We start from the raw sequence: 23,360 nt of genomic DNA, 5'->3' as shown, positions 1-23,360 counted from the left end.
TCACCTCTATGATATAATGCTCGATATTATAAATTATTGTGTGACTAAAAACCATGCACCTACATTTGGAATCCGCAGATAAATTTGCCGTGCAGGCATACAGTGATTCAGAAGTTAAAATTGACGGCGAAATTTATCAGCACAATCTTATTGTCTCAGCTCAAGGAGTACTTACCGATTGGCCTGTCACCAGGATCTCTGAAATGATTATTCAATCGTTAAACAGTTTTTTAGCTGTTCGACCAGAGATTATCATCATTGGCCATACAGAGTCTGGTAAATTACCCTCTCCGGCTATTTTTGAGTTATTGTCACAAAAACGCATCGGTTTGGAATCCATGTCCATTGGTGCCGCCTGCCGAACTTACAATGTATTACTTAGCGAACAACGACGAGTCGCTTTGGGTATCATTTTGAACCCGGCGCTCTCGTAAAATTGATTCATGCCGTTGAGATAGATAAGTTTTTTGTAGACAGGATTCCTCCCCTTATTCATAGTTAATTGGTGCAACGATGGATTTGACTGTCTGTGAATTTGAGAGTGTTCATTACACTGTGTCATTACTCACAGGCACGCCATCATCTCGAACGCAGGGCCGTCATCTCGAACGCAGTGAGAGATCTCCCAAACCTTGGTTTGTGCCAGCACTCGGAGATCTCTCACTACGTTCGAGATGACATGGCATGACACAGTTTGATGAACACTCTCGTGAATTTCGACTTTTTCATGCAGAATCTCCACGAAGTAGCCTTGGCGTTGCTGTGTAGCCAAGGCTCTCGATAGTCCTAAGAGGTACGCCCACTAATCTGCTTCGGAAGGTGTCATGCCTAAACCCGGCAAAATAGATACTTGGCTCTCTGGCTCAGATTTGGAAGTTTAAATAGCCCATTTCGATTTTATGCTGACTAATATGCTGAAATAACTCACTCCTGATTCCTTGAAGTTGTGTTGTAAACTCACTGAGTGTTGTTGAAGAACTAACTGGGGAGATAAAGTTTTGACTGGCCAGAACTCGAGCGGTTTTTTCAACTAAAAATCAGCGGACCCTCTAGGTTCACATACGCTGGAAGACCAACACGACCAACAACCAGAGGATCAACGATTGGAAATGAAAAAATAACCGATGGAATTTTTGTTAGTCCTATCTTCTTCGACATAGTTGTTTTTCTTTGAATTATAATTAGGGAGAAATATCAAATATTCACAGTGCTTACGATAATGCTGTCAAAAATTGACGTCAAATAATAATTAATAAACCTAAAAAGAATTTGCTATTTTTTACTGAATGAATAAAAATCCTGCACGCTGTATTTAGCCATTACATTACATAAGAGGTGTGTTGTGACACGACAAGCATTGATGCAGAAAATAGAGCAGACTGACAACGAAATCAAAGCAGTAACTGCTGAGTTGAAACGAGTTCATAAAATTACCCAGGACTATGCAAGCAAAGTCTGGGAGGAAAGTCCTGTAGCATTCACCGCTGAACAAATTAAGGCTCGTGCCAAAGAATTGGCAGCCGAGATTGTAAAAAACTATCCCCAGGGCACTAATCCGGTACTCATTACCCTTCTCGATGGAGGAATACCCTTTGCCCGCGATGTAGAAGATGCACTCAATGAGCTTGGATATATTTACACGCCAGCCACCATGCAGGTGTCAAGCTATGGCAATAAAACAACAGGCGGTAAGGTTAATATAATTGCTGAATCCAAAGTTCCCGTGGGCGGGCGGCATGTTATTTTTCTGGATGATGTCTGTGAAACCGCACACACCTACCTTGAAGTCAGGAAGCACTTGAAAAAAGCAGGGCCTGAAAGTATTTCATTAATGGTTATGGTGGATAAAGAGCAGGAAAAACCAAGAGATGAGAATTATTCTCCAGAATATGCCGGCTTTAAAGCCAGGCTTGATTTCTTAATTGGTAAAGGACTTGATTTATTCAAACGCCTGAGGCAGACCAAAGAAATCAGAATGGTTGATCCCAGTAAGCTTGATCAGGAAATATTAGCAACTATTGAGACTGAAGGACCACTGAATAAGAAACTGCAAGAACTGATCGCTCAGAAAGGCGCGCTGGAATTAGAATTGAGTTCTTTCAAGGAAGAACAGCCATCCAGCCCGGGAACAAACCGACATGGAATGTACGGCGCTACAGTACCTCAGCCAGTAGGTAAGAAAGAAGATTCCAAAGATAGTCAAGAAGAAGCAAGAAACATATCATACTTCAGTTGATAAGCCAGCCTCATGTCGGCTGGTATAAGTCCGGCCGATAAATTACATCTTTTATTTTGTTTGAATTTTGTACTTTGCGATGATATAATGCCCGCATTGTTCACCGAATAGAAATTAAATATGATTAAAGTAATTCTTGTTCCAACCAAGTGGCTGTCAACAATCACTCCTATATCTTTTGCAGATGAAGATACGCTTAACGCGTCAAGACATAATAAAGTATATGGAAGCTTTATAGCCTCACTTCAAGCGCCGAGTGAAACAATTCTTATGCCCTTCCAATACAACAGCATATCGGAAACTCCCACGTCTCCTGCCAGAATTGGCCTGGTTCCAGAACTCAAGCTCTATCTTACTACTAAAAATGAACTATTCAATCTAAGTGAATTACCCGCTGTGGATCCCTTAATAAATAGAGATTGCCAGCGGCTTATATTTTTAGCTGATAGCGATGATGCAACCTCCGGTTTGTTGTTTGATAATGAAAAGGCAGTGGAAATGTTCACCGACAAGTATACTGTTAAATCGTTCATGGATACCCATATCCTTAATTCAAGACGCATTAAATTCGAGCATCAGAGTGTCCATCAATATTTATTTATTACGGGAGACGATGTAACCAAAGTTCACGAAGAACGCCGCCAACATTTAGGATATGACATCGAGATCATCCCATTATCCAAAATCGTAAATGATGAAATGCTCCCGTTAACTGCCAATGTATCCGGTGAGTACAATTATTGGAATGTTGTCCGATTTCCAATAGCGCTTGACATGGAAACTATTAAAAGGCAATTCACACACACTTATGCCGCACATGTAGAACATACGCAGGGAATTAAACGTACAGTCACAATCGCAGAATTAAACCTTGTTAAAAAAGCAGAAGCAGACGCCGCGGTTCTTGAAGAAAGACTGCAAGCAGCAAGAGAACCCCGAAGAGCTGCTCCTGAGAGACAAGGAGGCTGGAGCCCTGCTTTCCTCTCAACCTGGATTTCAAAACTGGTAGCCAGTGACCCAACGCCGGAACAGTCTCCTCTTGTAGGTCCTAAGTAGTTAAAATCAACCTCACCCTAGCCCTCACTGCCATCAAGTTAAGGAAATTTTGTCGTTCCCGCGAAGGCGGGAATCCATTCCTCGATTGGCATTATAGCGAGCTTGAAGATGGATCCCCGCCTTCGCGGGGAGGACAGTTTATATACAAACTAAGCTTAACTTAATGGCAGTGACCCTAGCCCTCGCCCAACTTGGGAGAGGGGATTTTTTGTCAGTCTGCTCTCCTCAGAATAAACCGGTTTAAACCTGCCTGCGAGCTTCTAAAACATTGGGTATCTGTTCCAGTTTATTCAGTAACCTCGAAAGGCTGTTTAAGCCATCAATCTCCACGGTTAATTTAATAGTCGCCATGTTTTCCTGCTTGTCGCTTTGCGTTTGCAAGGCATAGACATGCGCTTTTTCATTGGATAACAGGGAGGTGACATCTCGTAAAAGTCCTGAGCGGTCGAAGGCTTTAATAATGACGTCAACCACATAATGATCGCGGGTCGCCGAGCCCCAGGAGACTTCCAGAAAACGCTGCTTTTGCCTGTCACTGGCATGCAGAATATTAGCGCAATCTTTGCGGTGGACGGACACACCGCGTCCAACGGTAATATAACCAACGACATCATCACCGGGTAATGGCTGACAGCATCTCGCCATATTAGTCAATAAATTACCCACTCCTTCGATACGTAAATCACTCCCTCTGACCTCCGGGATAGCCTGGGATTTGACAATGGTATGGATGTCCGGCTCTGATTCCACGGAAGGCGTGATTCGATGTAATATTTGCCCAAGTTTAATATCACCGCGGCCTAATGCTGCCAGCATATCGTCGAGACGCTTAAAATTGAACGAAGAGACCACGTCGCCAAGGCGATCCATTTTAATACCGAGGTTTTTCAATTCTTTATCGAGAATTTCATGGCCTTCAGCCTTGTTTTTGTCATAATCCTGCATTTTAAACCAATGCAGTACTTTTGCCCTTGCGCGGGAAGTTCTCAGATAGTTTAAATGAGGATTGATCCAGTCTCGCGATGGCCTTGATTCTTTGCCAGTTAACACTTCGACTCGATCGCCCGTTTGCAGTTGATAAGTCAGGTTAACAATAGAACCATTCACTTTCGCACCGCGGCATCGGTGGCCGAGCTGACTATGGACGTGATAGGCAAAATCAAGAGGAGTTACGCCGCTGGGCAGATCGAGCACATCGCCATCTGGTGTAAATACATAGACACGATCTTCAAGAAATTCGGTTTCCATTGCTTCGGAAACACCACTTGAGGCAGCCATTTCCTTATGCCAGGCCAAAACATCGCGCAGCCATTCAATTTTGCGTTCATGACTTTCTTTTTGCTGAAGTCCACCTTCTTTGTATTTCCAATGGGCGGCAACTCCCATCTCAGCCAGATCATGCATATGGAAAGTTCGTATTTGGACTTCAAACACGCGATTCTCGGGACCTTCAACTGCTGTATGCAGCGATTGATACCCATTGGGTTTGGGATTGACGATATAATCATCAAACTCAGCGGGAATTTGTTTCCATAGAGCATGCACCATGCTTAACACATCGTAACATTGCTCTTTCGTTTCGAGGAGAACACGAACTGCCGTAGCGTCGTAAATTTCTTCCAGCGGTACATTCTTGCGCTGCATCTTTTTGTAAATGCTGTGAATATGTTTAGAGCGACCGTAAACAGCAAAATGAGTAGCGCCGGTGGCCTTGATCCGTGTATTTAACTCCTGGACAATCAGATTTACATAACGATCACGGTCCAGGCGCTTGGCCTTTAATCCTTTGGCAATGGACTTGTATTCAGCTGGATGGAGATAGCGGAAAGCGAGATCCTCCATCTCCCATTTGATGGCACCAATTCCAAGACGATTCGCCAGAGGCGCATAAATCTCCATGACCTCCGTGGCAATCTGGCGTCGAATAGCTTCGGGTAATTGTGAGCAGGTACGCAAAACACATAAACGCTCTGCCAGCTTAATCAGCACAACCCGTGCATCATCCACCATAGCCAGCAGCATTTTACGAACATTATCAATCTGATGTTTATTTTGCGGATATTTGTTAAGTGCCTGCAGATTATGAATAGCACTCATTTTTTCAATGCCTTTAACCAGCTTGGCTATCGATGGCCCCAGCTGCTCTTCGACATCATCCAGTGAGAGTTCCGCATAATGAACATTTTCAAAAATAATAGCGGCGCTGAGTGTTTCCTGATCCACTTCAAGATCAGCCAGCAGATCAGCCATTTGCAAACCCTGCTGCAGGCAGGAAATTCCGGTTTCAGTAGCATGATCAAAGCCTGCAAGCTGGCTCAAGGTACAGGCATTGCGGATTAAATCCAAATCCTGAAAATACCCCTTGCTCCCTAACTGGTGCAGCCATTGCTCCAGATCAATACCATTGTCGCTTAACCAGGGAGTATCTTCTTTAACCTTTACCATAACTACTTTTCCTTTTGAAACACCGCAATCGATTCTACATGAGACGTATGAGGGAACATATCCATAACCCCAGCAGCGATAAAACGATAACCCTGCTGATTAACCAGAATATCGCTATCGCGAGCCAGAGTGGCTGGATTACAGGAAACATAAACAATACGCTCTGGTTTAAGTTTATCGATTTGCCGCATAATTTCCAGTGCTCCTGAACGCGGAGGATCAATTAACATTTTACTGATGGCTGGAAGATTAAATTTGGCCAGAATATCTGGTTCATCAAGATTGGCGGCATAAAATTGCAGATTATCCAGATGATTGATTCTGGCATTCATCGCAGCGCGCTCAACCATGGTTTCACTTCCTTCAAAACCAATCACCTGGCGGCATCGTTTGGCAATGGGTAAAGAGAAATTTCCCAGTCCGCAAAACAGATCTAGAACTGTATCGTCTTGATTTAATTCCAATAATTCTAAAGCGTTTGGAATCATAAGTCGATTTAATCGCGGATTGATCTGAGTAAAATCAGTGGGGTGAAATTGATAGCGAATGCCCTCTTCAGGTAATTCATAGTGCAGAAACTCGTCATCTGATTCCGGATAGAAACGTTTTACAGTTTCGCTGTTACCCCGCTGAAGATATAAGATAAAGCCGCTGGCATCAGCAAAGGCTTTCAATTGCTGTTCTTCCTGACTGGATAGCGCATCCAGATTTCGTAAAATTAGAGCCACCTCTTCATCGCCCGCCGCCACCTCAATCTGTGCTATCTTTTCAGGGGACTCTAAAGAGTCCATTAATTGACGCAAAGCCTGAATATTATCATCCACTTTTTTATGCAGGACCGGACAATGGCTGATTTCTGTGATATAGCGAGGATTATTTTTTTCTCGAAACCCAACCAGAGTGGCTTGCTTCTTATGTACATAACGAACACTTAAGCGGGCTTTGTTTCTATAATTCCAGCTGCCAGCACTTAAAGGCTCAAGAATCATTTCAGGTTGACAATGGCCTATTCTCTGGAACATATCAAACAACAGGGCTTGTTTCTCCTGAATTTGCGTCTCTTCATCCAAATGCTGTAAAGAGCAGCCGCCACAGAGTTGATAATGCTGACAGCGAGGGTTTGCCCGATGAACGGATGGGTTAATCACCTCAACCAGTCTTCCCTCGTCATAATCCTTTTTGGTTCGCAGGTACTCAAATGAAACGGTTTCCTCAGGTAAAGCACCATCAATAAACGTCGTTTTGCCGTTGATACGGGCGATTCCACGCCCATCATGGCTGAATTTTTCGATAATAGCAGTGCTTAAAACAGGTGGAGTTTTGCGTTTTCTTGTCATGTTACATCTATCTTCTATATTAATTAGGAAATTTACCCATCATCTTGTCATACGTCGCTCATGCCTACTGACGATAAAAAGGAATGCACTTCCTTATCGGACAACTCATGAGAATCTCCTCTTGCCAGCGATCTTGGCATGGTAATTCGACCATAACGGATGCGGATTAAACGGCTTACTTCAACACCTTGCGATTGCCAAAGGCGCCTGACTTCACGATTTCGTCCCTCAGTCAGTGTGACATGATACCAGGCATTCGCGCCTTCACCGCCCCGGTATTCCACTTTTTTGAATTTGGCGAAACCGTCGTCCAGGGTAACCCCCTTTAAAAGGTTACTTACTATTTCATCACTGACCTGACCATGCACACGGACAGCATATTCTCTTTCAAGCTGTTGTTTGGGGTGCATCAGATGGTTTGCCAATTCCCCATTATTGGTAAATATAAGCAAACCCGAGGTATTAATATCCAAACGACCGACCTGCACCCATCGCCCTTCTTTTAAATGAGGCAGCTGATCAAAAACGGTCTTGCTATGTTTGGGATCGCGGCGGCTGGAAATTTCACCGACCGGCTTATGATAGATAAGCACCCGAGTTTTAGTTTTATGTTTGAGTGGATTCGCGATAAGTCTGCCTTTTACCGCAATTTTATCCTCTGGGCCCGCCGATTCTCCAATTTTGGCAATTTCTCCATTCACTGAAACCAAACCCTGCTCAATCCACTTCTCCATTTCTCTGCGCGAGCCAAAACCAGCCTGGCTTAATATCTTCTGTAAACGTTCTTTCATAATTCAACACACTCTTCTTCTACATCGACAGACTGCTCGGTTTTGCCTGAAGGCATATCCTCGAAATGAGAAAGCGGCGGCAGCTGATGGATGGATGATAAATTAAAATAATCCAAAAAAAATTTGGTCGTGATATACACTGCCGGCCTTCCGGGAACATCCCGATAACCAGCAGCCCTTACCCAGTTTCGCTCCAACAGGGTTTTGATGATGGCGGTACTTACAGCAACCCCGCGGATCTCTTCAATATCAGCTCTTGTGACCGGCTGGCGATAGGCAATAATGGCCAGGGTTTCCAGCAGGGCACGCGAATATTTTACCGGTTTCTCGGCATTTAGCCGATTAACCCAGTAGCTGTATTTACTCCTCGTTTGTATGCAAAAACCACTGGCTAGCTGCTTTAACTCAATACCACTGTTATCATACTGCCGGGCAAGGTTCTCAAGCTCCTGTTTAATTAGTTCTTTCTCTGGAGGGCATTCGTCGAATACCGATTGCAATTGTTCAATAGTCAATGGACTTTCCGAACTCATTAATAAAGCTTCGAGAATTCCTCTTAAGTTAATCTCATCCATTATCAAACTCCCGAATATGAATGGGCTCAAACGCGGCCGTTTGTATAATAATGACAATTGATTGCCGGGCTAACTCGAGAACAGCCAGTAATGTAACAGCAATTCCCATTCGCCCTTCTTCCTTGTTTAACAGCGCGACAAAGGACATGTTTTCGCCCTGCTGCAGGCGTTCGAGAACGATGGCCATTCGCTCCCGAACCGATAGCGGCTCACGCATAATCTGATGATGCACCTGATGACCCTGGCGGATAATCAGCTCCGCCATTGCTTCTATTAGCGATTGAAGCGAAACATCCGGATGTAATCTTAATTTTTCCGCGCCATCAACCGGCAGATTCACACTGAAAAAATCCCGTTCTTCACGGGGTAATTCATCTAATTGTAGTGCGGCCTGTTTAAATTGCTCATAGAGTTGTAATTTTCGAACCAGCGCCGCACGCGGGTCTTCTTCAATTTCTTCTTCAGAACTGGTTTGCGGCAAAAGCATTCTTGATTTGATTTCAGCAAGCATGGCAGCCATCACCAGATAATCAGCGGCCAGCTCCATTCTATCCGTCATCAATTGAATGTATTGCATATATTGACGGGTAATCAAGGCAATAGGAATGTCCAGAATATCCAGGTTCTGTTTTCTAATCAGATACAGCAAGAGATCTAACGGTCCGGTAAATGAATCGAGCAATACTTCCAGCGCATCAGGAGGGATGAACAGATCCGGAGGCAAATCAGTGAATGGTTTGCCTCCGATCGTCGCGAGTATTATTTGTTCCGGCTCTGTTTCAGCAGTGTGCATTAATAATCAAGGCCTATCACTTCACGCACATCTTTTAGCGTTTTATTCGCTTCATCGCGGGCAGCTTCACTACCCTCCGCTACCAGACGTTTAACAGAACTTAAATCCGCCTCATATGTTTTAATAGCTTCCTGAATAGGAATCAGTTCCTGCTTAATCGCATCCACCACGGGCCGTTTGCAATCAATGCAGCCAATTCCAGCCGAACGGCAGCCAGTTTGAACCCAGTCTTTCACATCTTCAGAGGAGTAGATTTTATGCAATTGCCAGACCGGACATTTCTCAGGTTCGCCCGGATCTGTCCTTTTCACTCGAGCAGGATCGGTCGGCATAGTGAAAATTTTCTTTTCTACCTGCGTCAAATCTTCTCTCAGACTAATAGTATTACCATAGGACTTCGACATTTTCTGCCCGTCTGTACCTGGCATTTTCGGTGTTTCCGTCAGCAGAGGTTGCGGCTCGGGAAGAATAATTTTGCCTGAACCATCCAGATAACCCATTAAACGCTCTTTATCCCCAATTGAAAGATTGTGTTGATTAGCAATTAATGCTTTGGCGGTATTAAGCGATTCATGGCAACCATCCTGCTGAAATTTTTTACGCAACTCGCTGTAAAGGGAACCATTTTTTTTGCCCATTTTTTTGATTGCTTCAGCAGCCTGCACTTCAAAGTTTGGCTCTTTGCCATAAATAAAATTGAACCGGCGTGCGATTTCACGGGTTAATTCAATATGCGCAACCTGATCTTCACCCACAGGAACCCAATCGGCTTTATACAATAAGACATCGGCGCTTTGTAAAAGTGGATAACCCAGAAATCCATAAGTAGATAAATCTTTCTCTCGAAGTTTCTCTTGCTGATCTTTATAAGTAGGCACTCTTTCCAGCCAGCCAAGCGGCGTTATCATCGATAAAAGCAGGTGCAACTCAGCATGCTCAGGCACCCAGGACTGGATGAAAACCTTGGATAAACTGGGATTAATCCCGCAAGCCAGCCAGTCAACCACCATATCCCATAAAATGTTTTCTATAAATCCTGGTTCTTCATAGGAAGTGGTTAAGCCATGCCAGTCAGCCACAAAAAAATAGCAATCATACTGGTGTTGAAGCTTCAACCAGTTTTTTAAAACACCATGATAATGACCTAAATGTAAACGGCCACTGGCACGCATACCTGAAACGACACGTTTGTTAGCACTAAATAAAGACATCTAAAACCTCAGGTTTATATAAATCAGCGAAACGGTTCCGGGTCACCCTTACCTTCCCGGATTATTACAGGGTAATCACCAGTTAAATCGACGACAGTAGTGGGTTCGTGACCGCAATCACCTCCATCAATAATTAAATCAATCTGATTGCCCAGCAAGTCTCTGATGGCTTCAGGCTGACTCAAGGGAACTTCGGCCCCGGGTAAAATTAAAGTCGTGCTCATAAGAGGTGCTTCAAGACACTCCAGTAAAGACAAGGTGATATTATTGTCCGGCACACGCAAACCCAATGTTTTCCGCTTGGGGTGCAGCATAAGCCTGGGTACTTCATGAGTGGCGTTTAAAATAAATGTATAGGATCCGGGAGTGAATGCTTTTAACAGGCGAAATATAGGATTAGATACTCTGGCATAAGTTCCCAGCTGCGAAAGATCGCGGCAGACCAGCGTCATATTGTGATTTTTATCAAGCTGACGCAGGCGTCTGATACGTTCAAGCGCCGCTTTGTTGCCCAAACGGCATCCTAAAGCGTAGCCTGAATCAGTTGGATAGACAATCAAACCACCCTCTTCAATAATGGACGCTGCTTTTCTTAGCAATCTTGCCTGTGGATTGTCCGGGTGAATTGCAAAAAACTGACTCATTAAAAGGTCCCCTGTTAAATGTCTCATAGGTATCTACACATCTCTGAAAACACAGTCAGCTCCTAGCTTCTACGTCCCTCGGCTTGTCGAGGGATCCAGAAGACTTATAGAGAAACACTGGACCCTGCGGACAAGCCGCAGGGCGTAGTGGCGATGTGTAGATGCCTATGGTTAAATGTCCATTGATGCCAGATACAGTTTAGGGGACTGATTGTATCACTTAATTTTGTTTCTGTGCAGCTTTCAAAAACTCTGATAAATCCTTTGAACAGGATCATTGGTACAGAATACTTGTAACTCCCCAGGTACGTCATCCTGAGCGTAGCGAAGGATCTCAAACTGCTTAGAACTGAGCCAGATTCAGGAGATCCTTCACTGCGTTCAGGATGACGTTGAGACGATTTGTACGAATATTCTATTAAGCAGGTCTGCGGTTTCGCTTCGCCTGCTGCTTGTCAGCACCAAGGGGTTTTCTCCTCTTGAATGCCACAGCTTTTCCGGGAGGAGTCTTGTTAGGAACTGAAGCAGGTAAATTGTGATTAGGTTCAAAATCTTCAATTTCAACCCGGTTTAATTTGCGTTTGATTAATTTTTCAATGGCATTTAACTGACCCACTTCATCGGCGCTTACCAGGGACACAGCCAAGCCGTCAGCACCCGCACGACCGGTGCGGCCAATGCGATGGACATAATCTTCAGCCACTTGCGGTAAATCAAAATTAACCACACAGGGCAGTTGATCAATATCAATTCCTCGCGCAGCAATATCAGTGGCAACCAGGATATGCAGCGTACCCGCTTTGAACTCGGCTAAAACCTTGGTGCGCTGTGACTGTGATTTATTGCCATGAATTGCCGCGGCATAGATCTGCTGTTCAGCCAATTGTTTGACCAGCTTGTTTGCCCCATGTTTGGTGCGCGAGAATACTATTGTCTGTCCCCATTTATTTTTATGAATCAAGTGACTGAGCAATGCCGCTTTTCGACCCTTGTCGACCGGGTGAACAGTTTGTTTAATTGTCGCCACAGTCGTATTGCGTGGTGCTACATCAATTTCAACAGGATTATTAAGTATATTTTTTACAAGCGATCGAATCTGCTCGGAAAAAGTGGCTGAAAACAAAAGATTCTGCCGATTTTTAGGCAGTAAGTTGATAATCCGTTTAATGTCATGGATAAAACCCATATCCAGCATTCGATCCGCTTCATCAAGCACCAGAGTATTAATCTGATCAAAAGAAATCGCTCGCTGCTGATGTAAGTCCAGCAACCGTCCGGGAGTTGCAACTAATAGTTCAACACCGCCCCGCAACTTCATCATCTGAGGATTAATTTTTACCCCGCCAAAAACAACAGCGGAACGCAATGGCAAATGACGTCCGTATTCTAAAATACTTTCATGGACCTGCGCTGCCAACTCTCTGGTTGGAGTTAATATTAGAATGAGAACCCGGTTGGATCTTGCCCGTGGCTTATCATGGATCTTTTGTAAAAGAGGCAGGACAAAACCTGCTGTTTTTCCTGTACCTGTCTGTGCGGAAGCCAGAACATCTCTTCCTCCTAAAACAGCGGGAATCGCCTGTGTCTGAATAGGAGAAGGCTTAAGGTATCCCAGTTCGCTGGTTGCCAATACTAAGGGCTCAATCAATCCCAGCTCTTTAAAACTCATAATTTATTCCTCGAATGCAATAGTTATTTACAATGAATTTTAATCCTATCCATTCAATGTGCTTTTTATAATGAGGGATTATACCATAATTCGAGATTAAATGTTTTATTCCAATTGTTTCCTAATTAGTCAGTAGCAACAAAGAAAAGCTGGATTACAAACCCAACTCTTAGTACAATGCAAGACCACATAGGCTTTATTAGAGACACAATGGATAACGAAATTCGCGAATTTATAGGCAAAACTCTGGCATCTCTTTCAGATATGGCAAAGGAAATTGAATCGGCAGATCCTTTGCAGACGATGCATGAAAAAGCAATTCGAGCCTATACCCTCCATTGTCATCAGGTATTTGCTAAGTTATCCGAATCAGAAAATGCCTCAGAAGCACTAGAACAAGCCCTTAAAAACAATTGGGAATTAATAAAAAAAAGCCTTCTTTCCTATACTGCCTTACCGTTTCACCCGGTGACGGCGTTCTGGTGCGATGCTGCAAAATGGGTTGCCTTATCCAAACCCAAATCTCAGGAACCTGCCAATCCCCTTTTATTTTTGATTCCTGATTTACAGTGCGTCGTCTCGGTGCATGAGGACTACCCTGATTTGCTGCCCGTCTCCAATCAGACGACAGGGAAATGGGAAATGGACCTGCTGAAAATTATATCCACTCACATCCTGAATGACGCGGGCACCCATTTGATTCCGCTGCGCTGCCTGCTCAGGCAAGACGAGGCAGTGGGTTTGCCAACAATTTATAATCCTTATATTGATGACGATACGGACCCCTCTGTGGTTCAATTGAATGAAAAAGAAATCTTCCGTATCTTCCATTTTTCATTGGATACCCAGACTATCTATGAGTCAAAGCAGCAGTTTGATGCTCTGGCGGCAAATAATGATGATTTATTAGGCCAGCTGACTTTGCTTCGCAAAAAAATGAAAGAAAACAGTGTTCATGGCCGTGGAAGCGAATTGGCGGCAGGTCAGTTTTTTGATAAAAGTCTTATGGATTTTATCACCTGGTATAATGCCATCGAAGATCATTCCAATGAACCGGTAGAAATTCACCAGTATATTCATAGACTCCGCGGTTTCAGCGGGCCTGTAATAAATCCATTCAACAAAGCTCTTATTGTCGAAACTCTTGAAATTGTCGAACAGCTGCCGCCAGAGGACAATGAATTTTTTCAGAAGTATTTTGCCCCTCTCAAAACCCTTGTTGCAATGGATAAGCCTGATGAACAGCAATTGGAAGAGGCTCGCCAAATTATTTATAACTTGCTGGTACAACTAGGTATTATTGCCTCTTCAATCAATATACCTCCCTTGCAAAGGGTGCTTCCGGAAACCCTTGCTGATAAGGTATCCAGCCTGAAACGCTATGCTTTTAAGAAAGATAATCGCGAAAATCCCAGCACCTGTCTTTCAATTTTAGGGACAAGACTGGATGAACTATTAATTAAACATCATGAGGCTTTGGCTAAAATAAAAACCAGCACAAACAGGCAGCAATCGCTGGCAGAAGAGGCCTTGAAAATTCTCAAAGCGGCGAAAGAAGCATTTCAGAGAAAACTCGATAATTCCGAACCTTTAAATGGTCATGATAAACTCCCTCTAAATTCCCAGGTTCTTGATAAATTACAAATCTCTTATTCTTTTCAGGAGCCTGAAGATTTAGACATTCTGGAAAGCCTTAGCCCCGATGAAATTACCAGCATTTGTAACGATGGAAGGCTCGCTGCCTCTTTACTTGATCCACACGTTAGAGATCAGTTAATTCTGTTCTCCCTGACCACCTCAACTGACAAATTGCATGCGCTACTGAAGGGTTTAAGCGTTTCTCTGCTTCCATTCCATAAAGCACTGGATAGGTTGATTCCATTGTTGCGCCATCTTTCAGAAGCTCTGGATGTAGAGCAATGCCGGGCTGTTTACGAAACCACGAAAGATTATCTGGTTCGATTATGCATAAACAGACCATCCCAATTCTCCTGGGACCTGATTGCTGAGCTTGATCAGCAAAAAAATAATCTTCTCTTGGGTTCAATTATCGATGAGCTTTCAAAACGGATTACAACAGCAGACTCTTTTTGCAAAGTCTATAGAGTAATCTCCACACATAACACCGAAAAAAGGACGGTTTTTTTCAATCAAATGCGAGGAAAGCTGCCGTCCTTGATGAACACAGTGAATAATCGAACACTGGTATACAAGAAATTGTCGCCTGAGCATCGGATGATAATATTTCCAAATGGCTTAGCCGATCAGTCTGTTCCGGTAAAAACGTTTAATGAGTTTAAATCGCTTTACTCTAATTTACATCACTATGAACAGACAGATTTGTTTCAAACTTATAAAAGCCAGCTAGCGGCATGGGTTCAATCATCAGCCCAATTATTACAGTTACTGAGGATTTTAATACCGGCACAATTTGATGAACTGCTTTCAGAAATTCAACTGGATAAACTGGAAAAAACAAGCCCCAGTGAGGTTCGTTCTGCACTTGAAAGCAAGCATGGGGGGAGTCTCTATATACCCAGACGGTATCTTCATTTGCTTGTCACATTAACTGATTTTTCCAACATCAGTTCTTTTCATAGTCTAGGTCATGCTATCCAACTCATTCATCAGGAGCGGCAGCGGGTCTTCCAAAGAGCCAGTGTGTTTACAGTGGACAGCTCCTCATCGGTAACTAGCTTCGCTCTGGAATCACTTGATGCCGAAGATCGCCAGTTTCTACTCAGCTCACAACAGCATATTAATACTCTTTTTGAAAGCGTCGAATTTCGTCTGGAGGGGTTTTCACGCATTGGTACTTATGCAGTTGCCAATGTACTTCAAGGCCTCAGTATCCAGCAACGCGATAGTGTTTTTGACAGGTATATAATACCCCACTTGAGGGATTTGATAAAAACAACGGCTGATTGGAAGAATTTATTGATTTATCTGTCTCCTCAGCAGAGGGAAATAATCAATCATTTTGTATTTCATAATCTTGCGAGTCTCAAACTATTCTCTGATATGAACTCTTTTAATAGAGCTCCCTTCCAGTATCTTGACGAAGAACAGTGCCGCATTATTTTCTCAACTCAAAAAGAGGTCTTACTGGAAAGCATTAAATCATTCCAATCATTCACTGAATTTCTGATAAAAACAGACCGCCCAAACAAAGAAAACAAAGAAATCTTTGATTTGTTTAAAAGCAGGTTCAGCCGCTGGCAGTGCAAGAGTGTATTCACTCTCGGCACCCTTTTTTCATGTCTGGGACCTTCCGAGCTCCAGGAGGCCTTCGGCCTGTTGAAAAGATTTATTCCTGATCTTATTAAATCAGCGAAAGATCTTGTTTCAATTGGCCGTTTTCTGACAAAAGCCCAGCTTCAGGAAATAAGCCCAAGGATTAAATTGGAAACAGATGGACATTCTATTGCACAGACTGCACTTGAACTTGGCACAATGAAACCAGGCGAATGGGCAGCAACCATAGAAACAATTTTTGATTTCCTTCCCAGGCAAATCCATTCAACTCAACAATTTTCCCGGCTCAGCAGCTTCTTAAGTAACACTCAGTGCCGAGATCTATTTTTATTATGCGTTGATAATTTAGTCAGTCTTTCTGATGTCAACGAGAGCATTGAATTTCTTAAATCATTGCGATTGACACAAGCCTGTATGATTTATCGAGAGGCTGGAAAGAAATGTCCGGAACTTCTAGGGACAGGTATTTTCGAATCTCTGGTTGATGCTTTTAATTCGGCTCCGCTGAGCAGCCTCTCACAAAAAGATTTCATCAATCTGGGCAAGTACTTATCAATTTCCGAATGCCAGCTATTGTTCTCTAAAACTATTCACAAAATTACACCGGCTTTAACAACGGCAAGCGATTACCTGAACCTGCTTCAATCATTAGAGTTTGACCACGCCTATATAATTTATTTAGAAATAGCCAGGAGACTCTCTGAGGATTTACATTTATCCAGAACCATTTTCTGTTTGCTGCTTGAAAGTTTAAATGGTGACCCGGATAAGTTTCTGAGAATTTGCAATAACCCCTATTTTCCTCTGTCCTGTTGGATTCGCAACCTGGATGATTTCATCTTCTTTATGGAGAAAAATTTATTTCTAAATACCGAATTGCTCTTCAAAGCAGCTACACCCATCCTGCAAACATTTAATCCATCAGCCAGTGAAATAGACAGGCTAAGACAATGTTTATCACCAGCCGAATGCGCGGCAACAATTAAATGTTTTCCAGCCCCGGAACAAGAGGGTCAACCCAGAATCGACTCTCCAGGTACCAACTCCCATGCTTTTTTTGGCTCAACGAAACGTAAAGCTGTCAATGAATGCAAAGACAACAAACGACTACGCCGGGAAATGATTGATTGTGGTCATACCTACAATCTACCGGATGAAGAGGAGCCTTCTTTAGCACGTTCGATTGAATCATTATTCACTGGATGGAATGAAACTTGTGACGACTGGTTGATGGAAGAAACCGAGAGTGAATCTATGGATTTCGAGACTGGATTTATAAGATAAATTTTGAGTTCACTCTGGTCTTTCACCTACGTTGTAGAAGGTCAGTAAAGTGGATAAATATACACCGCCATTTAGACAAATAAGAGGCCCAATGAGCAACGATATTCGATTATTTTTAGACAACAGCCTGGAAACACTTGCCAATGTGATTGCAGAATTTGATTCAATGGGCCCCTTGCAGAATATGCATGAAAAATCCATCCAGGCATATACTATACGTTGTGCAAAGCTGCTTCGTGAATTAATTGATTCGCAAAATCCATTAGAAGCATTGGAGCAAGCCCTTCGGAATAATTGGAAGTTGATAAGAAACAGCTTACTTTCATATACAGCCTTACCATTTCATCCATTGACCGCTATCTGGTGTGAAGCGGCGAAGCTGATAGCTTCTGCCAGATCCAGAGCCGAAGAACCTGTAAATCCACTTTTATTATTAATTCCTGAATTGCAGTGTGTAATTTCTCAGCATTTTGATTATCCTGATCTAACTCCGGTTTATAATCAGACAACTGGCCAATGGGAAATGGATCTCCTGAAAATTCTGTCAACACATATTTTGAATGATGCAGGCACTCATCTTATTCCCTTAAGCACCCTGCTTAAACTGGATGAAACAGTGGGCTTGCCGGTAATTTATAATCCCTACTTCGATGATGATACTGATCCGGCATCAGTTGAATTAAAGGAAAAGGAAACTTCCCGTTTATACCATTATTCTTTTGATACACAGATTATCTATGAAGCAAAGCAACGTTTTGATGTGCTTGCTGAAAATAATGAGGGTTTATTAGGTCAGCTAAGACTTCTGCGCAAGAAGATGAAAGAAAACAGCAGACAGGGAGGCCAGGGAACTGAATTGGAGGCGGGTGCGTATTTTGATAATAGCATGCTGGATTTCATCAGTTGGTATAATGAAATTGAAGATCATAGTGAAGAGCCCAATGAAGTCAGACTGTTCATTCAAACACTTCGTGATTTCAGCGGTCCTCTGGTAAGGCCTTTTAAAAGATCGCTCATTGTGAAGACCCTTCAAATCGTTGAACAATTATCTCCGGATGATAAAAATGTGTTTCAGCATTTTTTTGCTCCTTTGAAAACAATTGTAGCAATGAATAACCCCGGTCCGGAGCAACTGGAAGAGGCAAGGCAAATCATTTATCAATTGCTTGTGCAATTAGGTATTATCGCAACCGCCACACACAATAACCCTCTTCCTCATGCCATTCCCGAACCGCTCGCTCATAAACTAGGCAAGCTCAAACGATACGCGTTTAAAAAAAATAATCAGGAAGATCCCAACACCTGCCTCTCTATTTTGGGAACCAAACTGGATAATCTGTTAATCAGGCATTCTGAAGCATTATCTCGAATCAAAACGAGTGGTGACCGGCAACAAGTGTTAATGGAAAAAGCACTTAAAGATTTCCGATCAGTTAAAGAATCATTTAAGGAAAAACTGGATAAGGGTGAACCACTGAATGGTCATGACAAATTAATGTTAAATCGTAACATTCTCAATGAGTTGAATCTCAGACTGTCATTTGAGCATTCTCAGGACCTGGAAATTTTAGAAACGCTAAGTGCTGATGAGATTACCTCCCTGTGTACTGATGAAAGGCTGGTATTGTCTTTGCTTCACAGAAGGAATAGCGACCAGCTAATTCTCTTTTCCCTGACTGCATCAACCGATAAACTGTATGCGCTTATGGACGGTCTAAGTCAGTCATTACTTAATGGGGAACAAAAAAATCTGGAAAAATTAATTCCCTTGTTGCTCCATCTTTCCGATGCCTTTGAGATTGAGCAGTGCAAGTTGATATACGAAAGAATTAAGGACTATATCCTTCGTTTATGTACCGATAAAACGAGTATTTTTTCCGTTGATCTTCTTGCGCCGCTTAGACAGGCCAAAAAACAACTTTTGCTTGATACCATAATCAATGAACTTCCAGATTCGATTAAAACAGCAGCCTCTTTTTGTAAAGTTTATTCGCTGCTTCATACGAACAGCATAGAGAAAAATGAACTGTTTTTTAATCAAATGCGACCTAGACTTCCTGGTATGATGAGAACAATAAATGGCAGCACTCAGGTGTATAACAGACTAAAAGCCGAGCATCGTGATCTCATTTTTCCTGATGGTCTGCTGAATCAATCAGATAAGGTAAAAACGCTCAATCAGTTTATTGCACTTTTCAATAGCTTAAATTTTCAGGAACGAGAGCATTTGTTCGCCTCATACAAGCCTATGCTTCTAACGTGGATTAAATCATCAACTCATTTATTGCAACTATTTAAAATCCTGATATCGTATCAATTTGATGAGCTGCTTTCAGAAATACAGCTTGATAAACTTGAAATAAAAACGAGCTCACGAGAGGTACGCTCTGCACTTTCAAGTAAATATTCCAATCAGATTCCTCATAATTATCTTTCTTTGATTGTTCCTTTGACTAGCATTGAAAACGTTCATTCCTTTCAGTGTTTATGGGATGCCATCGAACCTATCTATCAAGAGCAACAGGAGGTAATGCGAAAGGTCCAGCGTTTTGACATGAGCGGCCCTCTTCCGGAAACAAACGCTGAGTATGAATTGCTTCTCAGTGGAGCAGATCGTCATTTTTTAAATATCTCCAGAGCCCATATTACTTATCTTTTTGAACGTATTAAATTTCGCATCGGAGGGTTATTACACAATTCCACTTATGTTATCTCACAAGTGCTGAAAGGACTGAGTGAAGCGCAGCGCGATAAAGTATTTGACAAATATATTCAACCCAAATTGGCTATTTTAATTCGCAAGCCTCAGGATTGGACAAATCTGTTATTTTATCTGAATCCTATTCAACGTCGAATTATTAACAAGTTTGTCTTTGACAATCTTCAGCTCTCGCAGCTATTTACTAAACAAAGTGATTTTATAGATGGCCCGTACAGATTTCTTGAACCCGAACAAAGCCATTTCATATTTTCAAGTCAGAGACACTCCCTGCAAAAATGTATTAATTCGTTTGGAGCCTTCACTCAGTTATTAAGCAATTTAGCCCGTCCCAAAGAAGAAAGTAAGGAGCTGTTTGATTTATTTAAAAACAATTTAAGCCGTTGGAAAGGCAAAGATGCGGACACTATCAGTCAACTCTTTTCTTGTTTAGAGGATACACAAATTCAGGAAGCCTTCGATCTCCTGAAAAGATTTATACCTGAACATATTAGCTCAGCAAGAAGCCTGATTTTAATTTGTCGGTCTCTGAACAAGAGCCAACTTCAACAGATACGCCCTAAAATAAAGTTTAAAGCAGACCAGTATTCGATTACAGAAACATTGCATGAGCTTCGCCATATGACTCCCGGTGAGCGTGCAGCAGCAGTGGATATTATTTTTGATTTTCTTCCTTCTCAAATCAATTCGCTCAAAGACTTTTCTGAGCTCAGTAAATTTCTAAGTTCAACTCAGTGTGGTGCTCTATTCATAATTTGTTTTGATAAATTATCGCCTCTTCTGTATGGGATGAATGAGTACCTTCAATTTATTCAATCGCTAGATTGGGTACAGGGCTTTTTAATCTATCATGAAGCTTGCAAAAAACGCCCGGAATTGATATCCGAAGCCGTCTTTAATACTCTGATTGGAGCATTTGTGGATGCTTCGCAGGGCGGTATTTCATTAAGCGTACTGATTGAGTTGGACAAATATCTACCCCCTGCGCCCTATCGGCTGTTGATCTCAAAAACGCTTCACCTAATCGCTCCTCGCTTAACGGCCATAGGTGATTATCTTAATTTCCTTGAATTATTGGAATTTGAAAAGGCTTGTCTGATTTATCCAGAAATAACCAGGAATCTTCCCAAGCCATTATCCCGCACTATTTTCTGCCTTATGCTGGAAACCCTTAATGATTCGCCGGACAAATTTTTAGGTTTTTGTAACAACCCTTATTTTCCTCTGTCGAATTGGCTTCATACCATCGAGGATTTCATTTATTTCATGCAAAGAGGTTTATTCCTGAATACCGATTTGTTTCTTGAGGCTGCCAAACCTTTTTTACAAACGCTCAATCCATCGGCCAGCGAGAAAATCAGGTTGAGTCATTGCTTACTCCCTGCTGAATACCAGAAGACAATTCAATGTTTTCCAGCGCTCAGCGAAAGTAATGAGCACGCTCAGGAGGACAGGATGCAATTCGATTACCCTGGCCGTAATCCACAAGCTTTTTTTGGGTTAAAGCGGAAAAATGCCGATGCTCGTATGAAAGATTGCAAACGGCAACACCGCGCGGAGCCTGGCCATGAACAACCACAGAGTACTTATTCCCTGGAGAAGACTGACGCCCTCTCAAACTCATTCAGTTCTATATTCGATGGAGGAATTGATGACTGGTTGAAGGAAGAACTTGAGAGTGAAGGTATGGAGTTTGAAACTGGATTTCTAAGATGAAATCCTCTCTCCCCTCAGGGGACACTGCCATTAAGTTAAGCTCAGTTGTATATAAACTGTCCTCCCCGCGAAGGCGGGGATCCATCTCTGAGCTCGCTATAATGCCAATTGAGGAATGGATTCCCACCTTCGCGGGAAAGACAAAATTTCTTTAACTTAATGGCAGTGAGGGTTGATTATAATCCCTATCTCTAGCTCTGCAGACGAAATCTTCAAAGGACGGCTACCATTCCTGCCAAATTGGCTTGCAATACTCAGGTAGTCTGGCCTGTCGCCCCAGGGATATTCTTGACATTCCCTCACCATGAAAATCAGAGCCGCTTGAGGCAAGTAACTGATAGCGAAGACAAAGCCCCGCGAGTTCCTGGGTTTCATTCGCCATTCCCTCACCTGAAACCACTTCCATACCCTCCCCGCCTGCATCCTTAAATACAGTGATCAGCTCATGCAGTTTGGTACGGGTTAATTTATATTTTGCAGGATGGGCTAACACCGCCTGGCCGCCAGCCTGGATAATTGTTTGTACAGCCGCTTCAATCGAAACCCAGGGGGTTGGTACATAGGCAATTTTTCCATGACCAAGAAAACGGCTAAATGCCGCCTGTTTTTCTACTACTCTACCCTCATCAATCAACAGCTGCGCAAAATGCGGACGACCAATTCGGCGATGGCCGGCTATTAAACTTACTTTATTGACGACATCTTCAATTCCAAGCTGAGTCAGTTTTTCCGCTATTTCCAATGCGCGTTGATGACGATTGGCTTCCTGGCTCTTAATGAGTGCACTTAAGTGTTCGCTCTGCAAATCCAGTTGATAACCCAGGATATGAATATCGTATTTCTTCCATCGCGTACTGATTTCTATCCCAGGAATTATACGAATCGCTTGGTGTTGCGCCAATTCGATGAGACGAATACTGCCTTCTATCGTGTCATGATCGGTCAATGCCATTATTTCAAGCTTTGCCTGGAGCGCTTTATGCAGTAATTCTTCGGGAGAGTGCAGACCATCAGAAAAGGTGCTGTGGCAGTGTAAATCAATCATTTGGGTATCGCTTTGGATTTGAAGAATGTAAACTCTTCTGGCTGTATAACAGATGATTATATCAGCTTATCTGTTTTTCCACACCCCCGGTTAATTCAAATTTTATACAACATGGATAAATAATTAAATATTCAGTAAAACACGCTTATGCACAACGCTGCTTGGAAATATTGACCGATATAGGCCAAGCCAAAGAGCCTGTAGAGGCCATAGAGAGGGTATTGTAGAGCTCCCGTAACTACCCAGGTTGTGGGCCGTCTCAACGTCATCCTGAACGCAGTGAAGGATCTCCTGATTCTGGCTCCGTTCCAGACAGTTTGCGATCCTTCGCTATGCTCAGGATGACGTACCAGATGCTCAGGATGACATAACCGGGGAACTGAAAAACCTGTTCAATTGGTCTCAACGTCATCCTGAACGCAGTGAAGGATCTCCTGAATCTGGCTCCGTTCCAGGCAGTTTGAGATCCTTCGCTATGCTCAGGATGACGTACCAGATGCTCAGGATGACATAACCGGGGAACTGAAACCTGTTCAACTGGTCTCAACGTCATCCTGAACGCAGTGAAGGATCTCCTGAATCTG

14 protein-coding genes are annotated in these 23,360 nt (G+C 42.8%); 5 read left to right on the top strand and 9 right to left on the bottom strand.

Annotated features, from left to right (window positions below; all coding sequences use genetic code 11):
* Positions 1 to 53: 53 nt before the first annotated feature.
* From E1O89_RS09815 to E1O89_RS09805, 3 genes are all read left to right on the top strand, one after another.
* Positions 54 to 434, top strand: coding sequence for an Mth938-like domain-containing protein (locus E1O89_RS09815; RefSeq protein WP_133140012.1), 381 nt, complete (start codon positions 54 to 56; stop codon positions 432 to 434).
* A gap of 908 nt (positions 435 to 1,342) precedes the next feature.
* Positions 1,343 to 2,236 carry a phosphoribosyltransferase gene (locus E1O89_RS09810; RefSeq protein ID WP_133140011.1) on the top strand — a complete coding sequence of 298 codons (894 nt, stop codon included), beginning with the start codon at positions 1,343 to 1,345 and terminating at the stop codon, positions 2,234 to 2,236.
* Between the two features lie 120 nt (positions 2,237 to 2,356).
* Positions 2,357 to 3,292: a hypothetical protein gene (locus E1O89_RS09805; protein ID WP_133140010.1), complete on the top strand. Its 936-nt coding sequence runs from the start codon at positions 2,357 to 2,359 to the stop codon at positions 3,290 to 3,292.
* 240 nt (positions 3,293 to 3,532) lie between these two features.
* Here E1O89_RS09805 and relA read toward each other — a convergent pair whose 3' ends face one another.
* The 8 genes from relA to E1O89_RS09765 all read right to left on the bottom strand — a co-directional run bounded on the left by relA (position 3,533) and on the right by E1O89_RS09765 (position 12,757).
* The gene (relA, locus tag E1O89_RS09800; protein WP_133140009.1) at positions 3,533 to 5,737 is read right to left on the bottom strand and encodes a GTP diphosphokinase; all 2,205 of its coding nucleotides are present in this window, start codon (positions 5,735 to 5,737) and stop codon (positions 3,533 to 3,535) included.
* Between the two features lie 2 nt (positions 5,738 to 5,739).
* The gene (rlmD, locus tag E1O89_RS09795) at positions 5,740 to 7,074 is read right to left on the bottom strand and encodes a 23S rRNA (uracil(1939)-C(5))-methyltransferase RlmD (protein ID WP_133140008.1); all 1,335 of its coding nucleotides are present in this window, start codon (positions 7,072 to 7,074) and stop codon (positions 5,740 to 5,742) included.
* Positions 7,075 to 7,121: 47 nt separating this feature from the next.
* Complete coding sequence (gene rluB, locus E1O89_RS09790; protein ID WP_133140007.1) at positions 7,122 to 7,868, bottom strand: 23S rRNA pseudouridine(2605) synthase RluB; 747 nt, start codon at positions 7,866 to 7,868, stop codon at positions 7,122 to 7,124.
* Complete coding sequence (gene scpB, locus E1O89_RS09785; protein WP_133140006.1) at positions 7,862 to 8,440, bottom strand: SMC-Scp complex subunit ScpB; 579 nt, start codon at positions 8,438 to 8,440, stop codon at positions 7,862 to 7,864. Before scpB ends, rluB begins: the two co-directional genes overlap by 7 nt.
* Positions 8,433 to 9,233: a segregation and condensation protein A gene (locus tag E1O89_RS09780; protein ID WP_133140005.1), complete on the bottom strand. Its 801-nt coding sequence runs from the start codon at positions 9,231 to 9,233 to the stop codon at positions 8,433 to 8,435. Before E1O89_RS09780 ends, scpB begins: the two co-directional genes overlap by 8 nt.
* On the bottom strand, positions 9,233 to 10,444 hold the full coding sequence (locus tag E1O89_RS09775) for a tryptophan--tRNA ligase (protein WP_112218435.1): 1,212 nt from the start codon (positions 10,442 to 10,444) through the stop codon (positions 9,233 to 9,235). Before E1O89_RS09775 ends, E1O89_RS09780 begins: the two co-directional genes overlap by 1 nt.
* A 23-nt stretch (positions 10,445 to 10,467) precedes the next feature.
* Positions 10,468 to 11,088 carry an L-threonylcarbamoyladenylate synthase gene (locus tag E1O89_RS09770; RefSeq protein ID WP_112218436.1) on the bottom strand — a complete coding sequence of 207 codons (621 nt, stop codon included), beginning with the start codon at positions 11,086 to 11,088 and terminating at the stop codon, positions 10,468 to 10,470.
* A gap of 418 nt (positions 11,089 to 11,506) precedes the next feature.
* A complete protein-coding gene (locus E1O89_RS09765; RefSeq protein WP_133140004.1) occupies positions 11,507 to 12,757 on the bottom strand; it encodes a DEAD/DEAH box helicase in 1,251 nt (416 codons plus the stop codon).
* Between the two features lie 210 nt (positions 12,758 to 12,967).
* On the opposite strand from E1O89_RS09765, the gene E1O89_RS09760 reads away from it, so the two are divergent.
* Entirely contained in the window at positions 12,968 to 17,296 is a 4,329-nt protein-coding gene (locus E1O89_RS09760; protein ID WP_133140003.1) for a hypothetical protein, read from the top strand.
* 91 nt (positions 17,297 to 17,387) lie between these two features.
* Positions 17,388 to 21,731: a hypothetical protein gene (locus E1O89_RS09755; protein WP_133140002.1), complete on the top strand. Its 4,344-nt coding sequence runs from the start codon at positions 17,388 to 17,390 to the stop codon at positions 21,729 to 21,731.
* Positions 21,732 to 21,954: 223 nt separating this feature from the next.
* Here E1O89_RS09755 and E1O89_RS09750 read toward each other — a convergent pair whose 3' ends face one another.
* Complete coding sequence (locus E1O89_RS09750; RefSeq protein ID WP_133140001.1) at positions 21,955 to 22,776, bottom strand: PHP domain-containing protein; 822 nt, start codon at positions 22,774 to 22,776, stop codon at positions 21,955 to 21,957.
* Between the last annotated feature and the right edge of the window lie 584 nt (positions 22,777 to 23,360).

The organism is Legionella genomosp. 1 (genome assembly GCF_900640215.1).
GTDB lineage: Bacteria > Pseudomonadota > Gammaproteobacteria > Legionellales > Legionellaceae > Legionella_C > Legionella_C quinlivanii_A.
The sequence above is the reverse complement of the archived record's forward strand: the minus strand, read 5'-3'. Positions and strand labels throughout refer to the sequence as shown.